The organism is Streptomyces sp. NPDC104371 (assembly GCF_055583785.1).
The window spans coordinates 19,928-42,524 of sequence record NZ_JBVJNF010000009.1 but is presented as its reverse complement, the minus strand read 5'-3'; the positions used below and the strand labels follow the sequence as shown (position 1 = coordinate 42,524).

The 22,597-nt window shown below is 72.3% G+C and carries 21 protein-coding genes and 1 tRNA gene; 8 read left to right on the top strand and 14 right to left on the bottom strand.

The genetic code is table 11. The features are described from left to right. Nucleotides 1–193 precede the first annotated feature (193 nt). Nucleotides 194–1,249: an LLM class F420-dependent oxidoreductase gene (locus ACZ60T_RS25355; RefSeq protein ID WP_469668000.1), complete on the bottom strand. Its 1,056-nt coding sequence runs from the start codon at nt 1,247–1,249 to the stop codon at nt 194–196. Nucleotides 1,250–1,384: 135 nt separating this feature from the next. On the opposite strand from ACZ60T_RS25355, the gene ACZ60T_RS25350 reads away from it, so the two are divergent. Further along, nucleotides 1,385–2,368, top strand: coding sequence for an aldo/keto reductase (locus tag ACZ60T_RS25350; RefSeq protein WP_469667999.1), 984 nt, complete (start codon nt 1,385–1,387; stop codon nt 2,366–2,368). Further along, nucleotides 2,353–4,530 carry an ATP-dependent DNA helicase gene (locus ACZ60T_RS25345; protein WP_469668133.1) on the top strand — a complete coding sequence of 726 codons (2,178 nt, stop codon included), beginning with the start codon at nt 2,353–2,355 and terminating at the stop codon, nt 4,528–4,530. Before ACZ60T_RS25350 ends, ACZ60T_RS25345 begins: the two co-directional genes overlap by 16 nt. 60 nt (nt 4,531–4,590) lie before the next feature. Here the strand turns inward: ACZ60T_RS25345 and ACZ60T_RS25340 are convergent, their stop codons facing one another. Next, entirely contained in the window at nt 4,591–5,274 is a 684-nt protein-coding gene (locus tag ACZ60T_RS25340) for a hypothetical protein (RefSeq protein ID WP_469667998.1), read from the bottom strand. Between the two features lie 47 nt (nt 5,275–5,321). Here ACZ60T_RS25340 and ACZ60T_RS25335 point away from each other — a divergent pair, with 47 nt between their 5' ends. Beyond that, entirely contained in the window at nt 5,322–5,510 is a 189-nt protein-coding gene (locus ACZ60T_RS25335; protein WP_189217267.1) for a DUF5703 family protein, read from the top strand. 58 nt (nt 5,511–5,568) lie between these two features. On the opposite strand, the gene ACZ60T_RS25330 is transcribed toward ACZ60T_RS25335, so the two are convergent. The 3 genes from ACZ60T_RS25330 to ACZ60T_RS25320 form a co-directional block, all read right to left on the bottom strand. Beyond that, the gene (locus ACZ60T_RS25330) at nt 5,569–6,312 is read right to left on the bottom strand and encodes a chaplin (protein WP_469667997.1); all 744 of its coding nucleotides are present in this window, start codon (nt 6,310–6,312) and stop codon (nt 5,569–5,571) included. A gap of 171 nt (nt 6,313–6,483) precedes the next feature. Further along, the gene (chpH, locus tag ACZ60T_RS25325; RefSeq protein WP_365633302.1) at nt 6,484–6,717 is read right to left on the bottom strand and encodes a chaplin ChpH; all 234 of its coding nucleotides are present in this window, start codon (nt 6,715–6,717) and stop codon (nt 6,484–6,486) included. A gap of 189 nt (nt 6,718–6,906) precedes the next feature. Next, a complete protein-coding gene (locus ACZ60T_RS25320) occupies nt 6,907–8,271 on the bottom strand; it encodes a M20/M25/M40 family metallo-hydrolase (protein ID WP_469667995.1) in 1,365 nt (454 codons plus the stop codon). 146 nt (nt 8,272–8,417) lie between these two features. Here ACZ60T_RS25320 and ACZ60T_RS25315 point away from each other — a divergent pair. Then, nucleotides 8,418–8,505, top strand: a tRNA-Leu gene (locus ACZ60T_RS25315). Nucleotides 8,506–8,591: 86 nt separating this feature from the next. Here ACZ60T_RS25315 and ACZ60T_RS25310 read toward each other — a convergent pair. Genes ACZ60T_RS25310 through ACZ60T_RS25300 form a run of 3 tightly spaced genes read right to left on the bottom strand, consistent with a single transcriptional unit; the run spans nt 8,592 to nt 12,680 of the window. Beyond that, nucleotides 8,592–9,236 (bottom strand): response regulator, encoded by a 645-nt coding sequence (locus tag ACZ60T_RS25310; RefSeq protein WP_469667993.1) that lies wholly within the window; start codon nt 9,234–9,236, stop codon nt 8,592–8,594. Between the two features lies 1 nt (nt 9,237). Further along, entirely contained in the window at nt 9,238–10,425 is a 1,188-nt protein-coding gene (locus ACZ60T_RS25305; protein ID WP_469667991.1) for a sensor histidine kinase, read from the bottom strand. 59 nt (nt 10,426–10,484) lie between these two features. Continuing rightward, on the bottom strand, nt 10,485–12,680 hold the full coding sequence (locus ACZ60T_RS25300; protein ID WP_469667990.1) for an MMPL family transporter: 2,196 nt from the start codon (nt 12,678–12,680) through the stop codon (nt 10,485–10,487). 126 nt (nt 12,681–12,806) lie between these two features. Here ACZ60T_RS25300 and polX point away from each other — a divergent pair, with 126 nt between their 5' ends. Then, the gene (polX, locus tag ACZ60T_RS25295) at nt 12,807–14,531 is read left to right on the top strand and encodes a DNA polymerase/3'-5' exonuclease PolX (protein WP_469667989.1); all 1,725 of its coding nucleotides are present in this window, start codon (nt 12,807–12,809) and stop codon (nt 14,529–14,531) included. On the opposite strand, the gene ACZ60T_RS25290 is transcribed toward polX, so the two are convergent. From ACZ60T_RS25290 to ACZ60T_RS25280, 3 genes are all read right to left on the bottom strand, one after another. Next, nucleotides 14,476–15,624, bottom strand: coding sequence for a CapA family protein (locus ACZ60T_RS25290; RefSeq protein WP_469667987.1), 1,149 nt, complete (start codon nt 15,622–15,624; stop codon nt 14,476–14,478). The two genes, polX and ACZ60T_RS25290, sit on opposite strands and share 56 nt — an antisense overlap. A 72-nt stretch (nt 15,625–15,696) precedes the next feature. Next, complete coding sequence (locus ACZ60T_RS25285; protein WP_469667985.1) at nt 15,697–16,998, bottom strand: phosphoribosyltransferase family protein; 1,302 nt, start codon at nt 16,996–16,998, stop codon at nt 15,697–15,699. Between the two features lie 13 nt (nt 16,999–17,011). Then, nucleotides 17,012–17,323 (bottom strand): dsRBD fold-containing protein, encoded by a 312-nt coding sequence (locus tag ACZ60T_RS25280; RefSeq protein ID WP_469667984.1) that lies wholly within the window; start codon nt 17,321–17,323, stop codon nt 17,012–17,014. 151 nt (nt 17,324–17,474) lie between these two features. Here ACZ60T_RS25280 and ACZ60T_RS25275 point away from each other — a divergent pair, with 151 nt between their 5' ends. Further along, nucleotides 17,475–17,849 (top strand): YchJ family protein, encoded by a 375-nt coding sequence (locus ACZ60T_RS25275; protein WP_469667983.1) that lies wholly within the window; start codon nt 17,475–17,477, stop codon nt 17,847–17,849. A 42-nt stretch (nt 17,850–17,891) separates the two neighbouring features. Here the strand turns inward: ACZ60T_RS25275 and ACZ60T_RS25270 are convergent, their stop codons facing one another. Next, nucleotides 17,892–18,593 (bottom strand): FadR/GntR family transcriptional regulator, encoded by a 702-nt coding sequence (locus ACZ60T_RS25270; protein WP_469667982.1) that lies wholly within the window; start codon nt 18,591–18,593, stop codon nt 17,892–17,894. Nucleotides 18,594–18,724: 131 nt separating this feature from the next. Between ACZ60T_RS25270 and ACZ60T_RS25265 the strand changes: the two genes are divergently transcribed. Together ACZ60T_RS25265 and ACZ60T_RS25260 are read left to right on the top strand one after the other, a co-directional pair. Continuing rightward, on the top strand, nt 18,725–19,270 hold the full coding sequence (locus ACZ60T_RS25265; RefSeq protein WP_469667981.1) for a gluconokinase: 546 nt from the start codon (nt 18,725–18,727) through the stop codon (nt 19,268–19,270). 72 nt (nt 19,271–19,342) lie between these two features. Further along, nucleotides 19,343–20,740 carry a GntT/GntP/DsdX family permease gene (locus ACZ60T_RS25260; RefSeq protein ID WP_469667980.1) on the top strand — a complete coding sequence of 466 codons (1,398 nt, stop codon included), beginning with the start codon at nt 19,343–19,345 and terminating at the stop codon, nt 20,738–20,740. Nucleotides 20,741–20,745: 5 nt separating this feature from the next. On the opposite strand, the gene ACZ60T_RS25255 is transcribed toward ACZ60T_RS25260, so the two are convergent. Both ACZ60T_RS25255 and ACZ60T_RS25250 read right to left on the bottom strand, forming a co-directional pair. Then, a complete protein-coding gene (locus tag ACZ60T_RS25255) occupies nt 20,746–20,910 on the bottom strand; it encodes a hypothetical protein (RefSeq protein WP_469667979.1) in 165 nt (54 codons plus the stop codon). Next, nucleotides 20,885–22,540 carry an FAD-binding dehydrogenase gene (locus ACZ60T_RS25250; RefSeq protein WP_469667978.1) on the bottom strand — a complete coding sequence of 552 codons (1,656 nt, stop codon included), beginning with the start codon at nt 22,538–22,540 and terminating at the stop codon, nt 20,885–20,887. The genes ACZ60T_RS25255 and ACZ60T_RS25250 overlap by 26 nt, the downstream gene beginning before the upstream one ends. Nucleotides 22,541–22,597 lie beyond the last annotated feature (57 nt).

The window sequence follows — 22,597 nt, the reverse complement described above, 5'->3', positions numbered from 1 at the left end:
TGCGGTGCCGAGGGGGCGGCAACACGTGCGCCGGGCGACTGCGCCGAACGGCGGACGGGGCGGGCCGGACGGCGGCGCGTAACCAGGGGCGCGTCGGCGCGTTGTGCACGGCGACGGCCGTGGCGGGGAAGACACCCGAGCCCCCACCACGGCCGTAGAGCTTCTCGGCCCGCTTCGCGTCGGCTCGCTTCGGTCAGGCGAGTCCGGCCCGCTCCAGCGCCTCGGTCCCGGCCCTGAGCGCGGTGATCCGCTCCTCCAGCGTGAAGCCCGCGGGGGCCAGTGTGAGCGTGGTGACACCGACCGCGGCGTAGGCCTTCATCCGGTCGGCGATGCGGTCCACGGAGCCGAGCAGGGTGGTCTGGTCGATCAGCTCGTGCGGGACGGCGGCGGCAGCGCCCTGCTTGTCGCCCGCGAGGTACTTGTCCTGGATCTCGGCGGCCGCCTGCTCGTACCCCATGCGCTGGGCGAGGCGGTTGTAGAAGTTCTGCTTGCGGCTGCCCATGCCGCCGACGTACAGGGCGGTGTAGGGACGGAAGGTGTCGGCGAGCGCGGGCACGTCCTTGTCGTCGCCGACCGCGAGCGGCAGCGTCGGGCAGATGTCGAAGCCGTCGAGGCTCCGGCCGGTCTTCTCGCGGCCGGCCCGCAGGTGCGTGATCGCGGTCTCCTCGAGGTGGTCGGCCGAGGGGAAGATCAGCAGGGCTCCGTCGGCGATCTCGCCGGTCTGCTCCAGGTTCTTGGGGCCGATCGCGGCGATGTAGAGCGGGATGTGCTCGCGCTGGGGGTGCACGGTCAGCTTGAGCGGCTTGCCGGGGCCGCCGGGCAGCGGGAGGGTCCAGTGCTCGCCCTTGTACGAGAGCCGCTCGCGCGACATCGCCTTGCGGACGATCTCGACGTACTCGCGCGTGCGGGAGAGCGGCTTGTCGAAGGTGACGCCGTACCAGCCCTCGGAGACCTGCGGGCCGGAGACGCCGAGGCCGAGCCGGAAGCGGCCGCCGGAGAGCGAGTCGAGGGTGGCGGCGGTCATCGCGGTCATCGCGGGCTGGCGGGCCGGGATCTGGAAGATGGCGGAGCCGACGTCGATGCGCTCGGTCTGCGCGGCGACCCAACTGAGCACGGTGGCCGCGTCGGAGCCGTACGCCTCGGCGGCCCAGCACACCGCGTATCCGAGCCGGTCGGCTTCCTGGGCGACGGCGAGGTTGTCCGCGTCCATTCCGGCGCCCCAGTAGCCGAGGTTGATCCCGAGCTGCATCAGCGATCTCCTTACCGATCAGTAACGTCTCTTGTGAGGGGAGACACTAGTGGACCGGCGCGGCGGTGGACATACCGGAAATCGGTTGTCCACAGGCCACCCACTCGGCTGGTTCAGGCCGTAATCTCGGCGTTCATGGAGCAGAGGCATCTCGGCCATACCGGCCTTCGTGTGTCCCGGATCGGGCTCGGCACCCTGACCTGGGGACGCGACACGGACGAGCACGACGCCGCAGAGCAGTTGAAGGTGTTCTGGGAGGCGGGCGGGACCCTCATCGACACCGCGGACGTGTACGGGGACGGGGAGGCGGAGTACGTCCTCGGCAAGCTCATGGACGGGTTCGTGCCGCGCCGGGATCTGGTGATCTCCACGAAGGCGGGGAGCGTGCCCGACCCCGACCGCCGCTTCGACACCTCGCGCGGTCATCTGCTCGCCGCGCTGGACGCCTCGCTCGCCCGCCTCGGCACGGACCATGTCGACCTGTGGCACATCCACGCCTACGACCCGGCCACCCCGCTGGAGGAGACCTTGCAGGCGCTCGACCTGGCGGTCAGCAGCGGCCGGGCGCGCTATGCGGGGGTGTCCAACTTCTGCGGCTGGCAGCTCGCGAAGGCGGCGACCTGGCAGCTCGCGGCGCCGGGGGTACGGACCCGGATCGCGAGTACGCAGATGGAGTACTCACTGCTCCAGCGGGGAGTGGAGCGTGAGGTGCTGCCCGCCGCGCGGGACCTGGGGGTAGGGCTGTTGCCGTCCTCTCCGCTGGGGCGAGGCGTGCTGACGGGCAAGTACCGGAAGGCGACGCCGGTCGGGTCGCGCGGGGCGTCGGAGCACTTGGCGCCGTTCGTCGCGCCGTATCTCGACGAGGCGGCGAACGGCATCGTGGACGCTGTGCAGACGGCGGCCGACGGGCTGGCGACGACGCCGTTGCACGTGGCGCTCGCGTGGGTGCGCGACCGGCCGGGGGTGGCCGCGCCGATCGTCGGCGCGCGCACCGCGCAGCAGCTCACGGAGGCGTTGTCAGTGGAGGCGCTTAGTCTTCCTGACGAGATCTGCCGGGCGCTGGACGATGTGTCGGCCCCGGTGCACCGCTATCCCGATCACGACTGGAGCACGCTGTGACCACGGACCCGGACACCACGGAGACGGCCCCCCGCCCGGGGGAACCGGCCGACGAGGCCGGGACCGAGGCGGGCTCCCCCGGCGCGGGCAGCGGTGACGGTACGGCGTCCGAGCGGTCCGAGGCCGAGGCCGAGCTGGCCGCTCAGCGGGTCGAGCGGGAGCGGATCGAGCGGCGCAAGGCGGAGAAGGCGGGGCCGATCGCGGCCGGGGGGAAGCTCAGCGGGACGGCCGCCGACCTGCTGGCGGCGGTGCGGGCCGTGGAGAGCGGCGAGAAGCCGGTGCCGCGTGCGAGCGGGCACGGGCCGGTGCCGGGTGCGGCCGATGGTCCGGCGCCCGCGGCGCGTCGGCCTGCCGCTCCCGAGCCCGTACGGCGCCCGCAGCCCGTCGTCGCGCCCCCGGTCTCGCCGTCGGCCCCTGATGAGGCGGCTCTCGCGGCCGTGCGGGCCGTTCTGGTCGAGGGGGGTGCCCCCGAGTCCCTCGCGCCCCAGGCCGCGGCGGCGCTCGGCGACGGCGCGCAGCCGCTGCTGCGCGAGGACCCCTGGCAGTTGCTGCGGGCCGGTGGCGTGCGGCCCGAGCAGGCCGACGGGTTCGCGCGGGCGCTGCTCGGCGCGGAGTGCCGCCCCGACGACGCGCGCCGGGCCCGCGCGATGACGGTCTGGCTGCTGGAGCAGGCGGCCCTCGCCGGGCATACGGCGCTGGAGGCGTCCGCCCTCGAGGCCGCGCTCGGCCGCTACGCGGTGCCGGACCCCGAGGCCGCCGTCCGTGACGCAATCGCCGAGGGCGAGGCGCTCCTCTTCGAGGACGCCTTGGAGACGGCCGCAGCCGCGAGCGACGAGGAGGAGGGCGAGCGCCCGGTCCGCATGCTGATCGGCCTGGAGCGGTACGCGCTCGCGGAGGAGAGCCTCGCCGACGGACTGGCCCGGCTGATCAACTCCGCGCCGCGGGAGGCCGGTTCGGCCGAGGACTGGGAGCGGGCGGCCGAAGCGACACGGGGCAGCACCGCGGAGCTGATCCACGCGGTCGCGCGCCACGGCCTGGTGCTCCACACAGGCGGAGAGGCCTCCCGAAGCGAACCGGCAGCACTCCTCCAGGCAGCCCACCGACTCGGCGTACGAGCCTGGGCGGCCGTACACAGCCCGGCCGGTCGACAAGCGCTCCCCGGTGGCCGGTCCGGGCTTCCCGATGGCGCCTCCGGTGAGCAGAGTGCCGCGGCGGTCGTCACCGTGGCGGGGCTGTTGGGTGGGGGTGAGGGGCCGGGCAGGGACGCGGACGGGGCGTTGGATCTTGATCTGTTGATCGTGTGCGACGCGCCTCAACTCGACGTCGAGACCGCGGCGTTGCTCGTCGAGTCGTTGCCCGACGGTGCCCGGCTGGTGCTGAGCGGGGACCCGGGGGTGCTGGAATCGGCCGGTCCGGGGCGGGTGTTCGCGGATCTGCTCGCCGCTCGCGCGTGCCCGCAGATCGCCTCCCGTACGCCCGACCCGGGCCCGATCGGTGAGTTGGTCTCCGCGATCGGGGTCGGTGAGCTTCCGCAGGTCGACGCGCCCGGTAAGGAGGTCGTGATCGTGCCGGTGCGCGACGCCGGGGAAGCGGTGCACCGGACCGTGCAGTTGGTCGCGGACTCGGTGCCGCGGGCCCTCGGTGTCCCGGCCGAGGAGACGCAGGTGATCACCCCCGGCCATGGCGGCGCGGCGGGCACGCGCGCGCTGAACGCGGCGCTCAAGGAGCGGCTCAACCCCGGCCCCGGCCGCTTCGGCGGCTTCGACCCCGGCGACCGGGTCGTCTACTCCCCCGCGCCGGGCCGCACCCTGCCGGGCCGCGTGGTGACGGCGGGCGCCGAAGGGCTGCGTCTGGAGTGCTCGGGCGCCCCCGTCGTCGTACCGAAGGAGCGGGTGGCGCGGTCCCTACGGCACGGGTGGGCGCTGACCGCGCACCAGGCGGTGGGGCAGCAGTGGCGGGCCGTGGTCGTGGTGCTGCCCGGTGACGCCGCTCGGGCCCTCACCCGGCCCTGGGTGTACACGGCGTTCGGCCGGGCGTCCGGCCATCTGTCCGTGGTGCACGGCGTGGAGCAGGCGCTGCCCAAGGCCGTGGCCGAGACCCTCGCCAAGCCCCGGACCACCCGGTTGCCCGTCCTGCTGCGCCCCCAGGTCCCGACGGACTGACGGACGAGAAGAGCCTTCTGGCGGGCCTCGGGTGCCTGCCAGAAGGCTCAGCTCAGCGCGTCAGCGGTCGGTGTCGTCGGTGTCGTCCGCGTCCAGGGGGTCCAGGTCCTCGTCGTCCAGGTCCAGGTCGTCGTCCTCCGACTCCTCGTCGAAGACCGCGCTGATGTCGAAGCGGCAGACGACCTGCTGCGGGTCGACCGGTTCGAAGGGGGCCTCCAGCCACTCGCCCGGCTCCGCCGGTTCGTCCGAGGCCGTCACCCACAGCGTGGAGTCGCCCTCCTCCAGGCCGAACTCCGTGTGCCGGGAGGCGATCTCGTCCGGTTCGAACTCGCCGAAGAGCGCGCCGAGCGCGCCGTGCACCGTACCGGCCGGAAGCCCCGGCCCGCCCTGTTCCTCCGCGGTGGTCACGCGCTCCGCCTGCGCCAGCAGCCGCTGCGGCTCCGCCACTGTGTAGTCCCGGCGGATCAGCACGCTCAGCGCGTGCGGTTCCTCGGGGCCCCGGTACGGCGGGAGCGGCTCCTCCACACCGGGGATCTCGAAGGGCGTGACTTCGTCATAGCGGTCGTAGAGCAGCTCGTCGTACTCCTCGGCCGCCGCGGCCAGCTCGTTGAACGCCTCGTAGACGGCCGGGTCGTCCTCGCCCGTCCTCCGCTCGACCGCGGCCAGGTGGCGGTCGAGCGCGGTCTTGACCGCCTCGGCGGCGGCGCGTACCTCGGCAGCGGTGGGCTGCGCAGCATCAGACATAGTGCAGACGCTATCCGTAGCGGGCCCCAGCCCGCACAATAGATGCGATGCCGGAATACGAATTTGTCGACGTGTACGTACCGCGCGGCGTCTCCCGCAAGGAGGCCACGCGCCTGCTGACCGACCATGCCGAATACGGTCACTGGGAGTTGGACCGCCTGAGCCTGCTGCGCGACGGCAGCCGCAGGGTGCGCTTGCGTCGGCGGATCATCCGCCAGTTGCGCGCCACCTGGTGAGAGAAGGCGGCCGAAACGGATCGGGCCCCGCCGTGACGGGGCCTGATCCGTTCACCGGTCACACGCGAGCGCGTGCCTTGCGGTAGAGCAGCACACCACCGAGCAGCGCACCCGCGGCGGCCGGGGCCAGCGTGCCGACCGGCAGGTCGCTACCGGTCTCGGCGAGCTGGGGCTGGGGGACGGAGTGCGTGTCGAGGTGGCTGGTGTAGCCGCCGCCCGGGTGGTGCGGGGTGGCGGGGTGGCTCGGGCGCTCGGGCGTGCTGGGAGGCGTGATGCGGCCGGGGCCGGGAGGCGTCGTGCTGCCGTGGGGCGGGGTGTGGTGGCCCCACGACGGCGGGGTGTCGACGACGGGCGTGGGGGTCACCGGGTTGCCGCCGGTGTTGGCGCAGTGGTTGCCGCCCGCCACGTTGCCGACGCCGACCACGTCCACGGAGTTGCCGCACGCGTTGACGGGGACGTCCACCGGCACCTGCACGGTGTTGCCCGAGCCGACGCCCGGTGAGTTACTGGCCGCCCCGCTCGCGTGCGCGCCGCCGCCGTTGCCGGTGGCGCTGCCGGAGCCGGTGTTGGCGCAGGCGTTGCCCACGGCCGGGTTGAGCAGCCCGATCACGTTCACGGTGTTGCCGCAGACGTTGACCGGGATGTGTACGGGCACCTGCACGGCGTTGCCCGAGAGCACGCCGGGCGAGCCTGCGGCCGCTCCGCTCGCACCCGAGTCGGCGTGCGCGTAGCCGCCGGTGACGGCGAGGACGCCGGTCGCCGCCGCCACGGTCATCAGGCCCTTGCGCGTGACCTGTCGCATTGCTGTTTCCTGCCTTCGACTTTGTCGTGGAGCTTCCGGAACGTGCGCGCGCTGCGTACGCGGGCACGGAAGACCGATCGGCCCCGGAGCACGGCGCGCGGCGCGCGCTCCGGGGCCGACGGACTCAGACCCACAGAGGGTGAGGACCCCGTACGGGGGTGAGGCGCAACGTCAGTGGTTGACGCAGGTGTTGCCGAAGGTGGGGTTCAGCAGCCCGATCACCGAGATCGTGTTGCCGCAGACGTTCACCGGGACATGTACGGGAACCTGGATGACGTTGCCGGACACGACGCCCGGGGAGTGCGCGGCGGCACCCTGGGCACCCGAGTCGGCGACAGCCAGGCCCGCACCCGCGAGAACCAGACCACCAGTGGCAGCCGCAGCAGCGACGACCTTCTTGATCATCATTCCTCCTTGTTGGCAAAAGCGATCCAAGCCTCGGACCGCATCACCTGTAACGAGGAGGGAGTAATGAGGCTACGAGCCTATGGTCTCATTCACCCTTCCTGGGCTGCTCCCGTACACGTTGGCGAATAGCGGAAACTCCCTTCGCGGCGCCCGACCCGGGGCGCCGCGAAGGGAGTTCGGGGCTGCTCAGGACGCGTCGATGAACCGGTCGAGGACGCGCACACCGAACTTCAGCGCGTCCAGCGGGACCCGCTCGTCGACCCCGTGGAACATGCCCGCGAAGTCCAGCTCCGGCGGCAGCTTCAGGGGCGCGAAGCCGAAGCAGCGGATGCCGAGGTCGGCGAAGGACTTGGCGTCGGTGCCGGCCGAGAGCATGTACGGCACGGCGCGGGCGATGGGGTCCTCGGCGGACAGGGCGGTCTGCATGGCGTCGACCAGCGCTCCGTCGAAGGTGGTCTCCAGCGCCTTGTCCGTGTGGACGTCCTCGCGCTTGACCCGCGGGCCCAGGATGCGGTCGAGGTCGGCGAGGAACTCCTCCTCGTAGCCCGGCAGATAGCGTCCGTCGACATGCGCGGTGGCCTGTCCCGGGATCACGTTCACCTTGTAACCGGCGCCGAGCTGCGTCGGGTTGGCGGTGTTCTGGAGCGAGGCCCCGATCAGCTTGGCGATGCCGCCGAGCTTGGCGAGCGTCTCGTCCATGTTCTCGGGGTCGAGTTCGGTGCCGAGCGCGTCGCCGAGTTCGTCGAGGAAGTGCCGCAGGGTCTTGGTGACCCGTACCGGGAACCGGTGGCGGCCGAGGCGGCCGACGGCCTCGGACAGCTCGGTGATGGCGTTGTCCTTGTGGATCATCGAACCGTGACCGGCGGTGCCGTCCACGGTCAGCTTCATCCAGTGCATGCCCTTCTGCGCGGTCTCCACGAGGTACAGCCGCAGCTTCTCGTTGACCGTGAAGGAGAACCCGCCGACCTCACCGATCGCCTCGGTGACCCCGTCGAAGAGGTCCGGGTGCTTGTCGACCAGGTGCCGGGCGCCCCAGGTGCCGCCGGCCTCCTCGTCCGCGAGGAAGGCGAGGACGATGTCGCGCGGGGGCTTGCGCCCGGTGCGCAGCCGCTCGCGGACGACCGCCAGCGTCATGGCGTCCATGTCCTTCATGTCGACCGCGCCGCGCCCCCACACGCACCCGTCGGCGATCTCGCCGGAGAACGGGTGGTGCGTCCAGTCCGCGGCATTGGCCGGGACGACGTCGGTGTGGCCGTGGATCAGCAGCGCGGGGCGGGAGGGGTCCTCGCCCTCGATCCGGGCCACCGTGGAGGCACGGCCCTGGTGCGACTCGAAGATCCGCGGCTCCAGCCCCACCTCCGCGAGCTTCTCGGCGACGTACTCGGCGGCCGCGCGCTCACCCGGCCCTGAGTGGTCGCCGTAGTTGCTGGTGTCGATCCGGATCAGCTCGCGGCAGAGGTCGACGACCTCGTCCTCGCCGGTGACGCTCCTGGCCGTGTCCGTGTCGGTCACGCTGGTTCCTCCCGCTGTCGCTGCTGGTCGTCTCTTCATCCTCCCTCCGACCCCCCTCGCACCCCAAGACCCGGTCTCGGCCCCTCACGCACTGTTCACGCGGAAACAGGGGGTGATCGAACACCCCCGAAAGCCTGGTAATGTTTCCTTCGTCGCCGCGGGGAAGCCCGCGAGACAGACACCTTGTCCGGGTGGCGGAATGGCAGACGCGCTAGCTTGAGGTGCTAGTGCCCTTTATCGGGCGTGGGGGTTCAAGTCCCCCCTCGGACACCAACGAAGACCCCAGTTCATCTGGGGTCTTCTGCGTTTGGCCACACACCGTACCCGGGAGCTCCTGCCGCTCCCCCGCTCGGCGGCCCTCAGCGGGTCAGCAGGCCTTGTTCCAGGGCGACGACGACGGCGCGTGTGCGGTCGCTCACGTCGAGTTTGGCGAAGACCCGTAGCAGGTGCGTCTTCACCGTGGCCTCACCGATGAACAGGCGGCGCCCGATCTCGGCGTTCGACAGACCGTCGGCGACCGCGTGCAGCACGTCACGCTCCCGGGCGGTCAGGGCGACCGGCTCCGGGCGGCGCATCCGGGCCACGAGGCGTTCGGCGACCTTGGGCGCGAGGACCGTCTCGCCGCGCGCCGCCGAGCGGATGGCGTCGGCGAGCTGCTCGCGCGTGGTGTCCTTGAGCAGATAGCCGACGGCACCGGCCTCCACGGCCCGTTCGATCTCGACGTCCGTGTCGTACGTGGTGAGGATCAGCACCCGGGTGGCCACCGGCAGCGCGACGATCTCGCTGGTGGCGGCCACACCGTCGAGGACCGGCATGCGCAGGTCGACGAGGGCCACCTCCGGAGCGAGCCGCTCGACGAGGTCGACGCCCTCGCGGCCGTCGCTCGCCTCCCCGACGATCTCGATGGCCGGCTCGGAGGCCAGCAGCGCGACGACTCCGGCGCGCATCACGGCGTGATCGTCGACCACGACCACACGGATCCGTTCGTTCGGGGTGCCGGTCATGTCACTCCTGACACTGTGTGGGAAGGGTCGCGAGGACGCGGGTGCCGTCCCCGAGGGAGCTGGTGACGGTGAGTTCGCCGCCGAGTTCGGCCAGGCGCCGCCGCATGCCGTCCAGGCCGAAGCCGTGGGACTCCTCGATGACGAAGCCGCGACCGTCGTCGGTGATCTCCAGTTCGACGCCGTCCGGGGCCTCGGTGAGCAGGACGCCGACCGTGGTGGCGGCGGCGTGTTTGCGTACGTTGGCGAGGGACTCCTGGGTGCAGCGCAGCAGGGCGACCCGGGTGCGCTGGTCCAGCTCGATGTCGGGCAGGTCGGCGTCGACGGTGAGGCCGGTGTCCTGGACGAAGCGGTCCAGGGTCCGGCGCAGGGTGGTGGCCAGTGAGCCGGGTGCGACGCCGCTCTCGGGGGCGGCGCCGACGAGCACCCTGGCCTCGGCGAGGTTCTCGCGCGCGGTCCGCTCGATGGAGGTGAGCTGCTGGGCGCAGCGTTCGGGGTCGGTGACGGTGACGGCGCGGGCGGCCTCCGCGAGCACCACGATGGAGGCGAAGCCCTGGGCCAGGGTGTCGTGGATCTCCCGGGCCAGGCGCTCGCGCTCCTCGGCCGCGCCCTGGCGCTGGTGGGCGGCGGCCAACTCCTCCTGGGTGAGGGCGAGTTCGGCGGAGAGTTGTTCTTCTCGCTCGTTGCTCTGCCCGATGAACCGGTGCAGCCACAGCCCGAGGGCCGTGCCGACGGCGCAGGCGATGACGGTGGACACGGTGTTGCCGGTGAGGAGGTCGGGGCTCCAGCCCTGCTCGATCGTGCCGCCGAACACGGTGAGGGCGGCGGCGGCCCCGCCGAAGGTGACCGCCTCCCGCGGGCCGCGGCCGAAGAGCCAGAACTGCGGCAGGGACACCACGTAGAAGGCGGCGCCGCCGGTCAGGATGTAGGAGGTCGCGCCGAGGACGAGGGCGAGGACGGCGAGGTAGGCGCGCGGGGGCAGGACGGGGTTGTCCGGCCGGGCGAGGACGAGGCCGTGGCACAGCGCGATCAGGCCGATCAGGCCGAACATCCCGTATGTGCGGGCGGGTGTGGCGTCGTGCACGGCGATCGCGAGCGGCAGCAGGCCGAACGGGATCCAGACCGCGAGGTTCCAGCGCAGGATCCGGTCCAGGGTGAGCGGGTCGCCCGACCGCTGCCGCCGCCGCGTCACGTCGATTCACCTCGTGGGTAAGGGGGTTGGGTCCGTCGGGAAGGATCTTGTCGGGGTGGTCAGCGTACCGAGGCCAGGGGCGGGGCAGTCGGCGCGGTGGCGCGGCGTACTCCGCGCGAGGGCCACCAGTTGGCCTCGCCGAGCAGGAGCATCAGGGACGGCAGGACCAGCATGCGGATGACGAAGGCGTCCAGGAGGACGGCGACCGCGAGGCTGAAGCCGATCTGCTTCATCTCGATCAGATGCAGGGCGGCGAAGCTGGCGAAGACGGTGACCATGACCACGGCGGCGCTGGTGACCACGCCCGCCGAACTGCCGATGCCCTCGATCACGGCCTTGCGGGTCGGGACTCCGCGCAGGGCGGCCTCCCGGATCCGGCTGATCACGAAGACCTGGTAGTCCATCGACAGGCCGAACAGGATCACGAAGAGGAACAGCGGGACGCGGGAGCCGATCGACCCGGTGGAGGTGAAGTCGAGCAGTCCCTCGGCCCAGGTGTGCTGGAAGGCGAGGACCAGGACGCCGAGCGAGGCGGCGGCCGAGAGGAGGTTGAGGACGATGCCGACGACGCCGAGGACCAGGGAGCGGAACGCCCGGACGGTCATGGCGAAGGTGACGAGGAGCAGCGCGCCGAGGATGAGCGGCAGCTTCTGTTCCTGGTGGGTCGGGTAGTCGGTGTAGCGGGCGACTTCGCCGGTCACGGCCGTCTGTGCGCCGGTGACCTTGCCGACGGTCGCGGGGACGTACGTGGTGCGCAGGTCCTTGAGCGAGGACTGGGCCTCGTCGCTGCTGACGGTGTACGGGACCTGGAGTTGGAGCATGGTGATCCGCCGGTCCGGGGATGTGGTCAGCCGGGGGGTGCCGCGAAGGCGCGGGTCGTTCTTGACATCGGCGGCGAGGGCGTGCAGGGCGGCGGTCACCTCGGGTGCGCGGTCGGCGTCGGCGCGGACGACGACCTGGTGCATGGCCTTCAGTTCCGGGTAGGCCGCGTTGAGCCGGTCGTAGACCCGCATGGCGGCGATGGAGCGGGAGTGCGTCTCGCGGCCCATGTCGGTGAGCTTGAGGCCGAGGACGGGGGCGGCGAGGGCGAGCAGCGCGACGACGGTGACGGTGAGGGTGGCGGCGGGGTGCCGGGCGACGGGGCGCAGGACGGCGGCGGTCAGCCGGCCGGGGCCGGTCGCATGGGCCTTCCGGCGCTTGGGGGCGAGCCCGCGGGCCGCCCGGCGCGCGGCGCGGCGCTCGGCGCGCAGGGCGAGCTTGGTGAGGAGGGCGGGCAGTACCGTCAGGGAGCTGACGACGGCGACGAGGGTGACGACGATCGCGCCGGTGGCGATGGAGGAGAAGATGACGTCGTCGGCGAGGTAGAGGGTGGCGCTGGAGACGGCGACGGCGAGACCGGAGAGGACGACGGCCCGTCCGGACGTGGCGGCGGCGACCTCCACGGCGGCCTGCGGGCTCAACTTCCCTTCCGCGCGGGCTCGTTCCTCGCGTTCGCGCTTGAGGTAGAAGAGCGTGTAGTCGACGCCGACGGCGAGGCCGATGAGCAGGATGACATTGGTGCCGACGCCCGCGTCGGGGAAGACGTGCGAGGCCACCATCGACAGGCCGACGGCCGCGACGATCGAGGAGAGCGCGAGCAGCAGCGGGACGAGGGCCATCGCCACGGAGCTGAAGACCAGCAGCAGGGTGATGAGGGTGACCGGCAGGGCGATCACCTCGGTGCGGGAGAGGTCGTCGCCGCGCAGTCGGTCGACGCCCTTGCCGATGGAGGCCGTTCCCGTCTCCTCGACGCGCAGCGCGGGGTTGTTCTTCTGCACGGCGGCGGTCTGGGCGAGGAGCGGGTCGATGTGCTTCTTGCCTTCCAGTTCGGGGCCGTTGAGAGTGACGGTGACCCGTACCGCCGTACGGTCCGGGTTGTGCACCGGGGCGGCGACGGACCGTACCTCGGGCAGCCGGGCCATCCGGGCGGCGATGTCGGCGGCGGCCGAGTCGGCGGCTTCGGTGTCGAGCTTCCCGGTGCCCGGCTTCGCCGTGATGAGGACGTGTTCCACGGGCCGCTGCTGGAGCCCGCCCTCGGCGGCGATCGCCTCGCCGCGCCCTGCCTCGCCGATGCGGTAGTCCTCGCTGGTCGCCGGGTGGGTGCCGACGGTGATGCCGATGCCGAGGCAGAGGACGACGAAGGCGAGCCAGCCGACGATGCCCCGCCAGGGGTGGGCCGCGCTCCAACGAGCCATGCGTACAGGGAGGTTCTTCATGCCCTCCATGCTGGTGGCGAGGGGTGGGGCGGCGGCAGCGGCGATCGGTTGAACCCGGGGTCCACCAGGTGGTGGACCCCGTCCGGCTCCGTTGCGGGCGGCGGCGACCGGTTCCTAGACTGAGATGTGGCCCGGCCCAACGAAGAGGTCGAGGGGCTCCTTCAGGAGTACGCGGACCTCATCGCGATCACGGGAGGCGACGCCTTCAAGGCGCGCGCCTACGAGAAGGCGGCGCGGGCGATCGGGGGGCATCCCGTCGACATCTCCCGGCTGGACGCCGAGGGGTTGCGGGAGATCCCGCATGTGGGCCGGTCGATCGCGGACAAGGTGGTCGAGTATCTGCGGACCGGCTCGGTCTCGGCGGTGGAGGAGCGCCGGTCGAAGATCCCGGCCGGGGTGCGCGCGCTCACCGCCATCCCCACGCTCGGTCCGAAGAAGGCCCTGCGGCTCTACGAGGATCTGCACATCTCCTCGGTGGACGAACTGGCCGCCGCCATCGAGGCGGACGCGCTGCACGATCTGAAGGGCTTCGGCGCGAAGACGCAGGAGAACATCCTGCACGGCATCACGCTCCTGCGGCAGTCGGGCGGCCGTATCCCGCTGCATGTCGCGATGCGGGACGCCGAGGACATCGTCGCCGAGCTCTCCGCGGTGAAGGGCTGCCGTCGCTGTACGTACGCCGGGTCGCTGCGGCGGATGCGGGAGACCATCGGCGACATCGACGTCCTGGTCGCCGCGGCGCGGTCCGCGCCCTTCATGGACGCGCTCGCCGGGCTGCCGTCCACCGCCGAGGTGATCGCGCACGGGGCGAAGAAGACGTCGGTGCGCACCGCCCAGGGCATCCAGGTCGATCTGCGGGTGCTGCCGCCGGACGCGTGGGGGGCCGGGTTGCAGTACTTCACCGGGTCCAAGGCCCACAACATCCGCACCCGGACCCTCGCCGTGCGCCAGGGGCTGAAGCTGTCCGAGTACGGGCTGTTCGACGCGGAGAGCGAGGAGTCCGTCGCCTCGCGTACCGAGGAGGAGGTGTACGAGCGGCTCGGTCTGCCGTGGATCCCGCCCACGCTGCGGGAGGACCGCGGGGAGATCGAGGCGGCTCTGGGCGGCGAGCTGCCCGAGGTGGTGACCGAGCGGGACATCCGCGGTGATCTGCACACCCATACCGACCTCACCGACGGGCTCGCGCCGCTGGAGACGATGGTGCAGTCCGCGGCGGAGCGCGGCTACGCGTACTTCGCGGTCACCGATCACGCACCCGACCTGGCCATGCAGCGCATGACGGACGAGAAGATCCTCGCGCAGCGGGAGCAGGTGCGGGCGCTGGACGGCGTCCACCGGGGGATGCGGCTGCTGCACGGGACCGAACTCAACATCGGGCCCGAGGGCGAGGTGGACTGGCCCGATGAGTTCCTCGCCGGGTTCGACCTCTGTGTGGCCTCGGTGCACTCCCACTTCGACCTGGGCCGCGCGGCCATGACCCGGCGGTTCGTCCGGGTCTGCGAGAACCCGCACATCCAGGTCATCGGTCATCCGACGACCCGGCTGATCGGCAAGCGGCCCCCGGTGGACGCCGACTGGGACGCGGTGTTCGCCGCGTGTGCCCGTACCGGCACCGCGCTGGAGGTCAACGCCCAGCCGGACCGGCTCGATCTGTGCGACGAGGAGATCCTGCGCGCCCGTGAGTACGGGGTGAGGTTCGCCGTGAACACCGACGCCCACTCCGTGCCGCATCTCGCCTGTCTGCGCTTCGGTGTCGGCACCGCGCAGCGCGGCTGGCTCACCGCGAAGGACGTGATCAACACCTGGCCGTTGAGCCGTCTGCGCCGGTTCCTGCGCAAGGGCGGAGCGTGAGGGTGCCGTCGGGGCCGTGGTCGACGCGGGTGGCCATGTCCCGGCTGTAGCTGTCGAGGACGGTACGCAGCCATGCGGTGTCCTCGGCCGAGGCGTGCTCCAGGCGCATCCTGCGTGCCTGGAGGGGGACGATCCGGGTGTCGGTCAGCCGGCCGGTGTCCGCCTCGACCGTGACCAGGTAGAGCAGGCGCAGGTCGTCCCGGTAGCGGTCGTAGCCGCCGATGCCCTCGTAGTCGTCGACGAGGTCGCCGCAGCCGTACAGGACGAGCCGGTCGCGGTAGATCTCCAGGGGGCGGGGGTGGTGGGAGGAGTGTCCGTGGACGATGTCCGCGCCCGCGTCGACGAGTTCGTGAGCGAAGGTGACCTCCGCGTCGGAGACGTCGTAGCCCCAGTTGGCGCCCCAGTGGACCGAGGCGATGATGAGGTCGCCGGGTTCCCTCGCCTCCCGCAGCCGGTCGGCGAAGCTGTCGGCGGCGGCCGTCGACGGGCCCGCGACGAAGTCGACGCCGGACTGTTCGTCGGTGGCGGCCCAGCCGTGCGGGATGCCGCTGGAGGGCATGCCGAAGCAGAAGACCAGGACCCGTCCGCCCGTGTCCAGGGGGACGATCGCGGGGCGGCAGGCCGCCGCCGCGTCCCGTCCGGCGCCCGCGGTCCGCAGGCCCGCCGCGGCCAGGGCGTCGAGGGTCTCGGCCAGGCCCCGGCGGCCGAAGTCGAGTACGTGGTTGTTGGCGAGGGCGCAGACGTCGGGGCGGGCGGCGGCGAGGCAGGGCAGGTTGTCCGGGCTCATCCGGTAGTGGACGCCCTTGCCGGGGGCGAACTCCCCGGCCGCGGTGACGGCGGTCTCGAGGTTGACCACGCGGACGTCGGGCGCGGCCTCGTCCAGGACCGGCAGGGCCTCGCCCCAGGGCCAGCGGAAGTCGACGGGGCGCGGGATCGGGCCGTTGGCCACTTCGGCCAGGCCGACGTAGGACCGCGCGTCGTGGATGTATGTCTCCCGCAGCGCCGGGTCACCGGGGTGCGGGAGGATCTGGTCGACGCCCCGGCCGAGCATGACGTCACCACCGAGGAACAGGGTGACCGCACCCGTGCTCATGCTTTCACGCTAACGCGCGCGGGAGGGCGACGACGGGGGCCGCCGCCCAGGCGCGAAGGGCACGTGCGGCGGCTATACATGCGCGGGTGCCATGTGGTCGGTGAACCAGTCGCGGGCCAGGTCGGTCACCGCCTCCAGGGCGCCGGGCTCCTCGAACAGGTGCGTGGCGCCGGGGACGACCGCGAGGCTGCTCTCACAGCGCAGCCCGGTCTGTGCCTGCCGGTTGAGGTCCAGTACGGTCACGTCGGCGCCGCCCACGATGAGCAGCGTCGGGGACGTCACCGCGGGCAGCCGGGACCCGGCGAGATCGGGCCGGCCACCGCGCGAGACGACCGCGGCGACGTGGGTGTCGGGCTCCGCGGCGGCCCACAGGGCGGCGGCGGCACCGGTGCTGGCGCCGAAGTAGCCGATGGGCCTGCCCGCCGCCTCGGGCTGTGCGCGCAGCCAGGCGGTGGCGTCGGCGAGGCGTCCGGCCAGCAGACCGGTGTCGAAGACCTTGGCCCGGTCGGCCTCCTCGTCCTCGGTGAGCAGGTCGAACAGCAGGGTGCCGAGTCCGGCCCGGTTCAGGCCCTCGGCCACGAAGCGGTTGCGCGGGCTGCGCCTGCTGCTGCCGCTGCCGTGCGCGAAGACCACGATCCCGACCGCGTCCTCGGGCACGGTCAGCCGCCCGCGCAGCCGGACGACTCCGGCCGTGATGTCCACCTCGCGGTCCCCGTGCCCGGCGGCGGACCCGCGCGCGCGGCCGGTGGCCCGTTCGAGGCAGGCGGCGACCTCGTCGTCCTCGACCTGGGTGAAGTCGGCGTAGAACTGGCCGATCGCGTAGAAGTCCCAGGGTGTCTCCAGACAGACCAGGTCATCGGCGTCCTCGCCCAGGCGGTCGGTCCAGTCCTGCGGTGCGACGGGGACCGCGAGCACGATACGGGCGGCTCCTCGGGCGCGGGCGATGCGGCAGGCGGCGCGCGCGGTGGACCCGGTGGCCACGCCGTCGTCGATCACGACGACCGTGCGTCCCGCGACCCCGACCGGCGTCCGCGCGCCCCGGTAGAGCCGGGAGCGCCGCTGGAGTATGTCCCGCTCGCGCTCCTCCACCTCCGCCAGTTCCTCGGGGGTGACGCGCGCGTCCTGTACGACGGCGTCGTTGATCACGCGTACGCCGTCCTCGCCGATGGCTCCCATCCCCAGCTCCGGCTGGAACGGCACCCCCAGCTTGCGGACCAGGCAGACGTCCAGCGGCGCGCCGAGGGCCTCGGCGACCTGCGCGGCGACCGGCACCCCGCCCCTGGGCAGTCCCAGGACCACGACGTCCGCGCCTCTGAGATGGGCCAGGCGGGCGGCCAGTCGGCGCCCTGCTTCGTGACGATCCATGAAGAGCACGGCTTCGGCCTCCTCATTCCCGGGCGGACCAGAGCGGCGCGGGCGAGGGTTCCTCCAGCGCGCCGACGGCCTTGATGTCACCGGCGGCGGCCCTGATCAACTGGTGGCCGAGCGCCACCAGGGCCCGGCCGACGGCGAGTTCCTCGCCGATCTCGGGCACCGATGAGTCGTCCGGGTTGCGATGGGCCTCGGCGTGGCTCTCCAGCACGGTGTCACCGGTGCTCAGGACGACCCGGGCCGCGGTGTCGGGGTCGTGTTCGGACAGGTAGAGACGCAGCGTCCACTCCTTGGCGGAGACAGGCCCGTCGGCGGCGGCTCCGGTCATGGTCCGTCCCTCCTCACGCGGTGCGGGACAAGGGGACCGGGCGCGTGGCCCTCTTCCACTGTGACTCCGTTGGACGGCTGCCGCACGGGGCGGGGCGGTCGGGGCGGGCCTGCCCGCGGGGCTTCCCCGGTCAGCGGGCAGAATGGCGGTCATGACCACGCGTTCCTGCCCGTGCGGCCTGCCCGAGGCGTTCGAGAAGTGCTGCGGCCGGTTCCTCTCCGGAGCCGCCGCCGCGCCGACGGCCGAGGCGCTGATGCGCTCGCGGTACAGCGCCTTCGTGCGCGGGGACGCGGCGTATCTGCTGCGCACCTGGCATCCGCGCACCCGGCCCGCCCGGCTCGACCTGGACCCGGGGATGCGGTGGACCGGCCTCGAGGTGCTGGGGACGACGGACGGTTCGGCGTTCCACACCACCGGGACCGTGACCTTCCGGGCGTCCTACCGGGGCGGCTCGCTGGACGAGCGCAGCCGGTTCGAGCGGGTCGACGGGGCGTGGGTGTACGTCGACGGGGACGTCGAGGACTGAGCGTCGGGGCTTCCCGCGGCCGAGGGACTTACGGGACTGGCGTCAGGGGGCCAGGACGTCCAGTTCGTGCAGCGCGCCGACGGTGATCTCACGGGTCAGTTGTTCCGCGCGGGTCGCGTCGCCCGCGCGGACCGCCTCCGCGACCTGCACGTGCAGGGTGACGGCGGCCGGGTCTGGGTCCTCGAACATGACGTCGTGCTGCGTACGGCCGGTCAGGACCTCGGCGACGACATCGCCGAGCCGGGCGAACATCTCGTTGCCCGAGGCCGCGAGGATCACGCGGTGGAAGGCCACGTCGTGGAAGAGGTAGCCCGCGAGCTGGTGGCCGCGTGAGTTGGCGACCATGCCGAGCGCGCACGCGGTGAGTTCGGCGCACTGCTCGGGTGTCGCGTGGTGCGCGGCCAGGGCCGCGGCGGCCGGTTCGACCGCCGAGCGCAGGACGGTCAGGGAGCGCAGTTGGTGGGGGCGGTCGGCGCCGTCCAGCCGCCAGCGGATGACCTGCGGGTCGTAGACGTTCCACTCGGCCTTGGGGCGGACCCGGACGCCGACCCGGCGGCGGGACTCCACCAGATGCATCGACTCCAGGACGCGGACCGCCTCGCGCATCACGGAGCGTGAGACCTCGAAGTGCTGGGCCAGTTCGTCCGTACGCAGGACGCTGCCCGGCGGGTAGTCGCCCGCGGTGATCGCGGGGCCGAGGGTGTCCAGTACATGGCCGTGAAGCCCCCGGCCCGGTGTGCTCATGCACTCAGGGTACGGGGCGGATCACTCGATCAAAAGTCAGACTTATTCATCACATACTCTTGAATTCGTCGTACCTAATCGGTTTCAGTTGCGTCGACATCAGATGTCGACGAAGACAGCGAGAGCACAGGATGCAGCAAGTGCGCACCCCCCATGTCGTGGTGGTCATGGGTGTCGCGGGCACCGGCAAGACCACGATCGGTCCCCTGCTGGCGGCCCGCCTCGGCGTTCCGTACGCCGAGGGCGACGACTTCCACCCCCCGGCCAACATCGCCAAGATGTCGGCCGGTGTGCCGCTGACCGACGAGGACCGGTGGCCCTGGCTGGACGCCATCGGTACGTGGGCGCACGGGCGGGCGGGGCTCGGCGGGGTGGTCAGCAGCTCGGCGCTGAAGCGGGCGTACCGCGACCGGCTGCGGGCGGCGGCTCCCGGTGTCGTCTTCGTGCATCTGACGGGCGACCGCGCGCTCATCGAGGACCGGATGGCTCACCGCCAGGGGCACTTCATGCCCACGGCGCTGCTGGACTCCCAGTTCGCCACGCTCCAGCCGCTGGAGGCGGACGAGGCGGGGGTCGCGGTGGATGTCTCGGGCAGCCCCGAGGAGATCACCGCCCGCGCCGTGGCCGCCCTGCGCGACCTCGAACGCGTCGAGCCGCACGCTCAGCCCACGCAGTAACCCGCTCCCCCTCGCGGGGCGCACCTCCCCACCCGAAACCGAGAGTTCCTCTCCTCACCTCAAGGGACACCCGTGACCAGACTCAGCGTCGAGATGCTGGCAGCGGACGCCGTCGAGCCGATCACGTCGGCGGGCCACGCTCACCTGGGCATCGCCGTACTGGCGGGCATCGCCGTCATCGTGCTGCTCATCACCAAGTTCAAGCTCCACGCCTTCCTGGCGCTGACCGTCGGCTCGCTCGCGCTGGGCGCGTTCGCCGGGGCGCCGCTCGACAAGGCGATCGCCAGCTTCACCGCCGGGCTCGGCTCGACGGTCGCGGGGGTGGGCGTGCTGATCGCGCTGGGCGCGATCCTCGGCAAGCTGCTCGCGGACTCCGGTGGCGCGGACCAGATCGTGGACACGATCCTCGGCAAGGCGCGCGGGCGCGCGATGCCGTGGGCGATGGTGCTGATCGCGTCGGTGATCGGGCTGCCGCTGTTCTTCGAGGTCGGCATCGTGCTGCTGATCCCGGTGGTGCTGATGGTCGCCAAGCGCGGCAACTACTCGCTGATGCGGATCGGCATTCCGGCGCTGGCCGGTCTGTCCGTGATGCACGGTCTGATCCCGCCGCACCCCGGCCCGCTGGTCGCGATCGACGCCGTCAAGGCGAACCTCGGTGTGACGCTGGCGCTCGGTGTCGTGGTCGCCATCCCGACGGTGATCATCGCCGGGCCGCTGTTCTCGAAGGTCGCCGCCCGCTGGGTGGACGTACCGGTTCCCGAGCGGATGATCGCCGCGCGCCCCTCCGCGGAGCTGGACCGGCGCCCCGGCTTCGGGGTCACGCTGGCCACGGTGCTGCTGCCGGTCGTCCTGATGCTGTCCAAGGCGCTGGTCGACATCGTCGTGGACGATCCCGCGCACACGGTGCAGCGCGTCTTCGATGTGATCGGCTCGCCGCTGATCGCGCTGCTCGCGGCCGTGCTCGTCGGGATGTTCACGCTGGGCCGCCCGGCCGGGTTCACCCGCGGGCGCCTCGCGGAGACCGTGGAGAAGGGGCTCGGCCCGATCGCGGGCATCCTGCTCATCGTCGGCGCGGGCGGCGGCTTCAAGCAGACGCTGATCGACTCCGGCGTGGGCCAGATGATCCTGGACATCTCCCGGGACTGGTCGATACCCGCACTGCTGCTGGCCTGGCTGATCGCGGTGGCGATCCGGCTGGCGACGGGATCGGCGACCGTGGCGACCGTCTCCGCCGCGGGCCTGGTCGCCCCGCTCGCGGCCGACATGTCGACCACGCACACGGCCCTGCTGGTCCTGGCCATCGGCGCCGGCTCGCTCTTCCTGAGCCATGTCAACGACGCCGGGTTCTGGCTGGTCAAGGAGTACTTCGGCCTCAGCGTCGGCCAGAACCTGAAGACCTGGTCGGTCATGGAGTGCGTGATCTCAGTGGTCGCCGGGGCGCTGGTGCTGTTGCTGTCCTTGGTGGTCTAGGTGGTCTAGGTGGTCCGTCCGGTCTCGGCGTCCGGGTGGAGCGGGCGGCCCACCAGTGAGTCGAGGATGTCGCGGGCGGCGGTCAGGTCGTCGATCGCCGCCGTGATCGTGCGGCGGCGCCCCGGTAGTTCCCCGCCGACCGGGCTATCCCACCGACCTCGCCGCCGCACGGCCCGCCGTGCGGCCCGAGAACAGGCAGCCGCCGAGGAACGTGCCCTCCAGGGAGCGGTAGCCGTGGACCCCGCCGCCGCCGAAGCCCGCTGCCTCGCCTGCCGCGTACATGCCCGGCAGCGGGTCGCCGCCCTCGGTCAGGACCCGGGAGGAGAGGTCGGTCTCCAGGCCGCCGAGGGTTTTGCGGGTGAGGATGTTCAGGCGGACGGCGATCAGCGGGCCCGCCTGCGGGTCGAGGATGCGGTGCGGGGCGGCCGTGCGGATCAGCCGGTCGCCCAGGTATCTGCGGGCGCCGTGGATCGCCGTCACCTGAAGGTCCTTGGTGAAGGGGTTGCGGATCTCCCGGTCGCGCTCGACGATCTGACGGCGCAGTGCGGCCTCGTCGATGAGCGGCTCCCCGGTGAGCGCGTTCATCCCGCGCACCAGCGCCCCCAGGTCCTTCTCCACGACGAAGTCGACGCCGTGGTCCATGAACGCCCGGACCGGGGCCGGGACGTCCGCGCGCGCCCGTCCGATCACGTCCCTGACCGACCTTCCGGTGAGGTCGGGGTTCTGCTCGGAGCCCGAGAGCGCGAACTCCTTGCCGATGATCTTCCGGTCGAGCACGAACCAGGTGTGGTCGTATCCGGTGCTCATGATGTGTTCGAGCGTGCCGAGGGTGTCGAAGCCGGGGAAGAGCGGGACGGGCAGGCGTCGGCCGCGGGCGTCGAGCCAGAGGGAGGAGGGGCCGGGCAGGATGCGGATGCCGTGGTTCTCCCAGACGGGGTCCCAGTTGTGCAGGCCCTCGGTGTAGTGCCACATCCGGTCGCGGTTGATCAGGCGGGCCCCGGCCTCCTCCGCGATGCCGAGCAGCTTCCCGTCGACGTACGCGGGCACGCCGGACACCATGTGCGCGGGCGGGCTGCCCAGGCGCTTGGGCCAGTGGGCGCGGACCAGGTCGTGGTTGCCGCCGATCCCGCCCGTGGTGACGATCACCGCCTGGGCCCGCAGCTCGAAGGCCCCGGTGACCCCGCGGCCACTGGCCTTGCCCCGCGGCGCGTCCGACGGTTCGAGGACCTCCCCGGTGACGGTGTCGACGGCGCCCGCGCTGCGCGCGAGCCCGGTGACCCGGTGGCGGAACCTCAGCTCGACGAGCCCGCGCGCGACCCCGGCGCGCACCCGCCGTACGAACGGTTCGAGCAGGCCGGGTCCGGTCCCCCAGGTGATGTGGAACCGCGGCACCGAGTTGCCGTGGCCCCCCGCGTCGTAGCCGCCCCGCTCGGCCCAGCCGACCACCGGGAAGAGCCGCACCCCCTGCCGCCGCAGCCAGGCCCGCTTCTCCCCCGCGGCGAAGTCGACGTACGCCTCGGCCCAGCGGCGCGGCCAGTGGTCCTCGGGGCGGTCGAACCCGGCCGTGCCCATCCAGTCCTGGAGGGCGAGCGCGTGGCTGTCCCTGATCCCCAGTCGGCGCTGTTCGGGCGAGTCCACGAGGAAGAGGCCACCGAAGGACCAGAACGCCTGGCCGCCCAGCGACTGCTCCGGCTCCTGGTCGAGGACGATCACCTTCCGCCCGGCGTCGACGAGTTCCGCGGCGGCCGTGAGTCCGGCGAGGCCCGCCCCGATCACGATGACATCAGCGTCGTAGGCCATGCGCCCGTCCTCTCACGTCACGGCAGATCACCGGTCGGTGGGTGGGGTGTACGTACG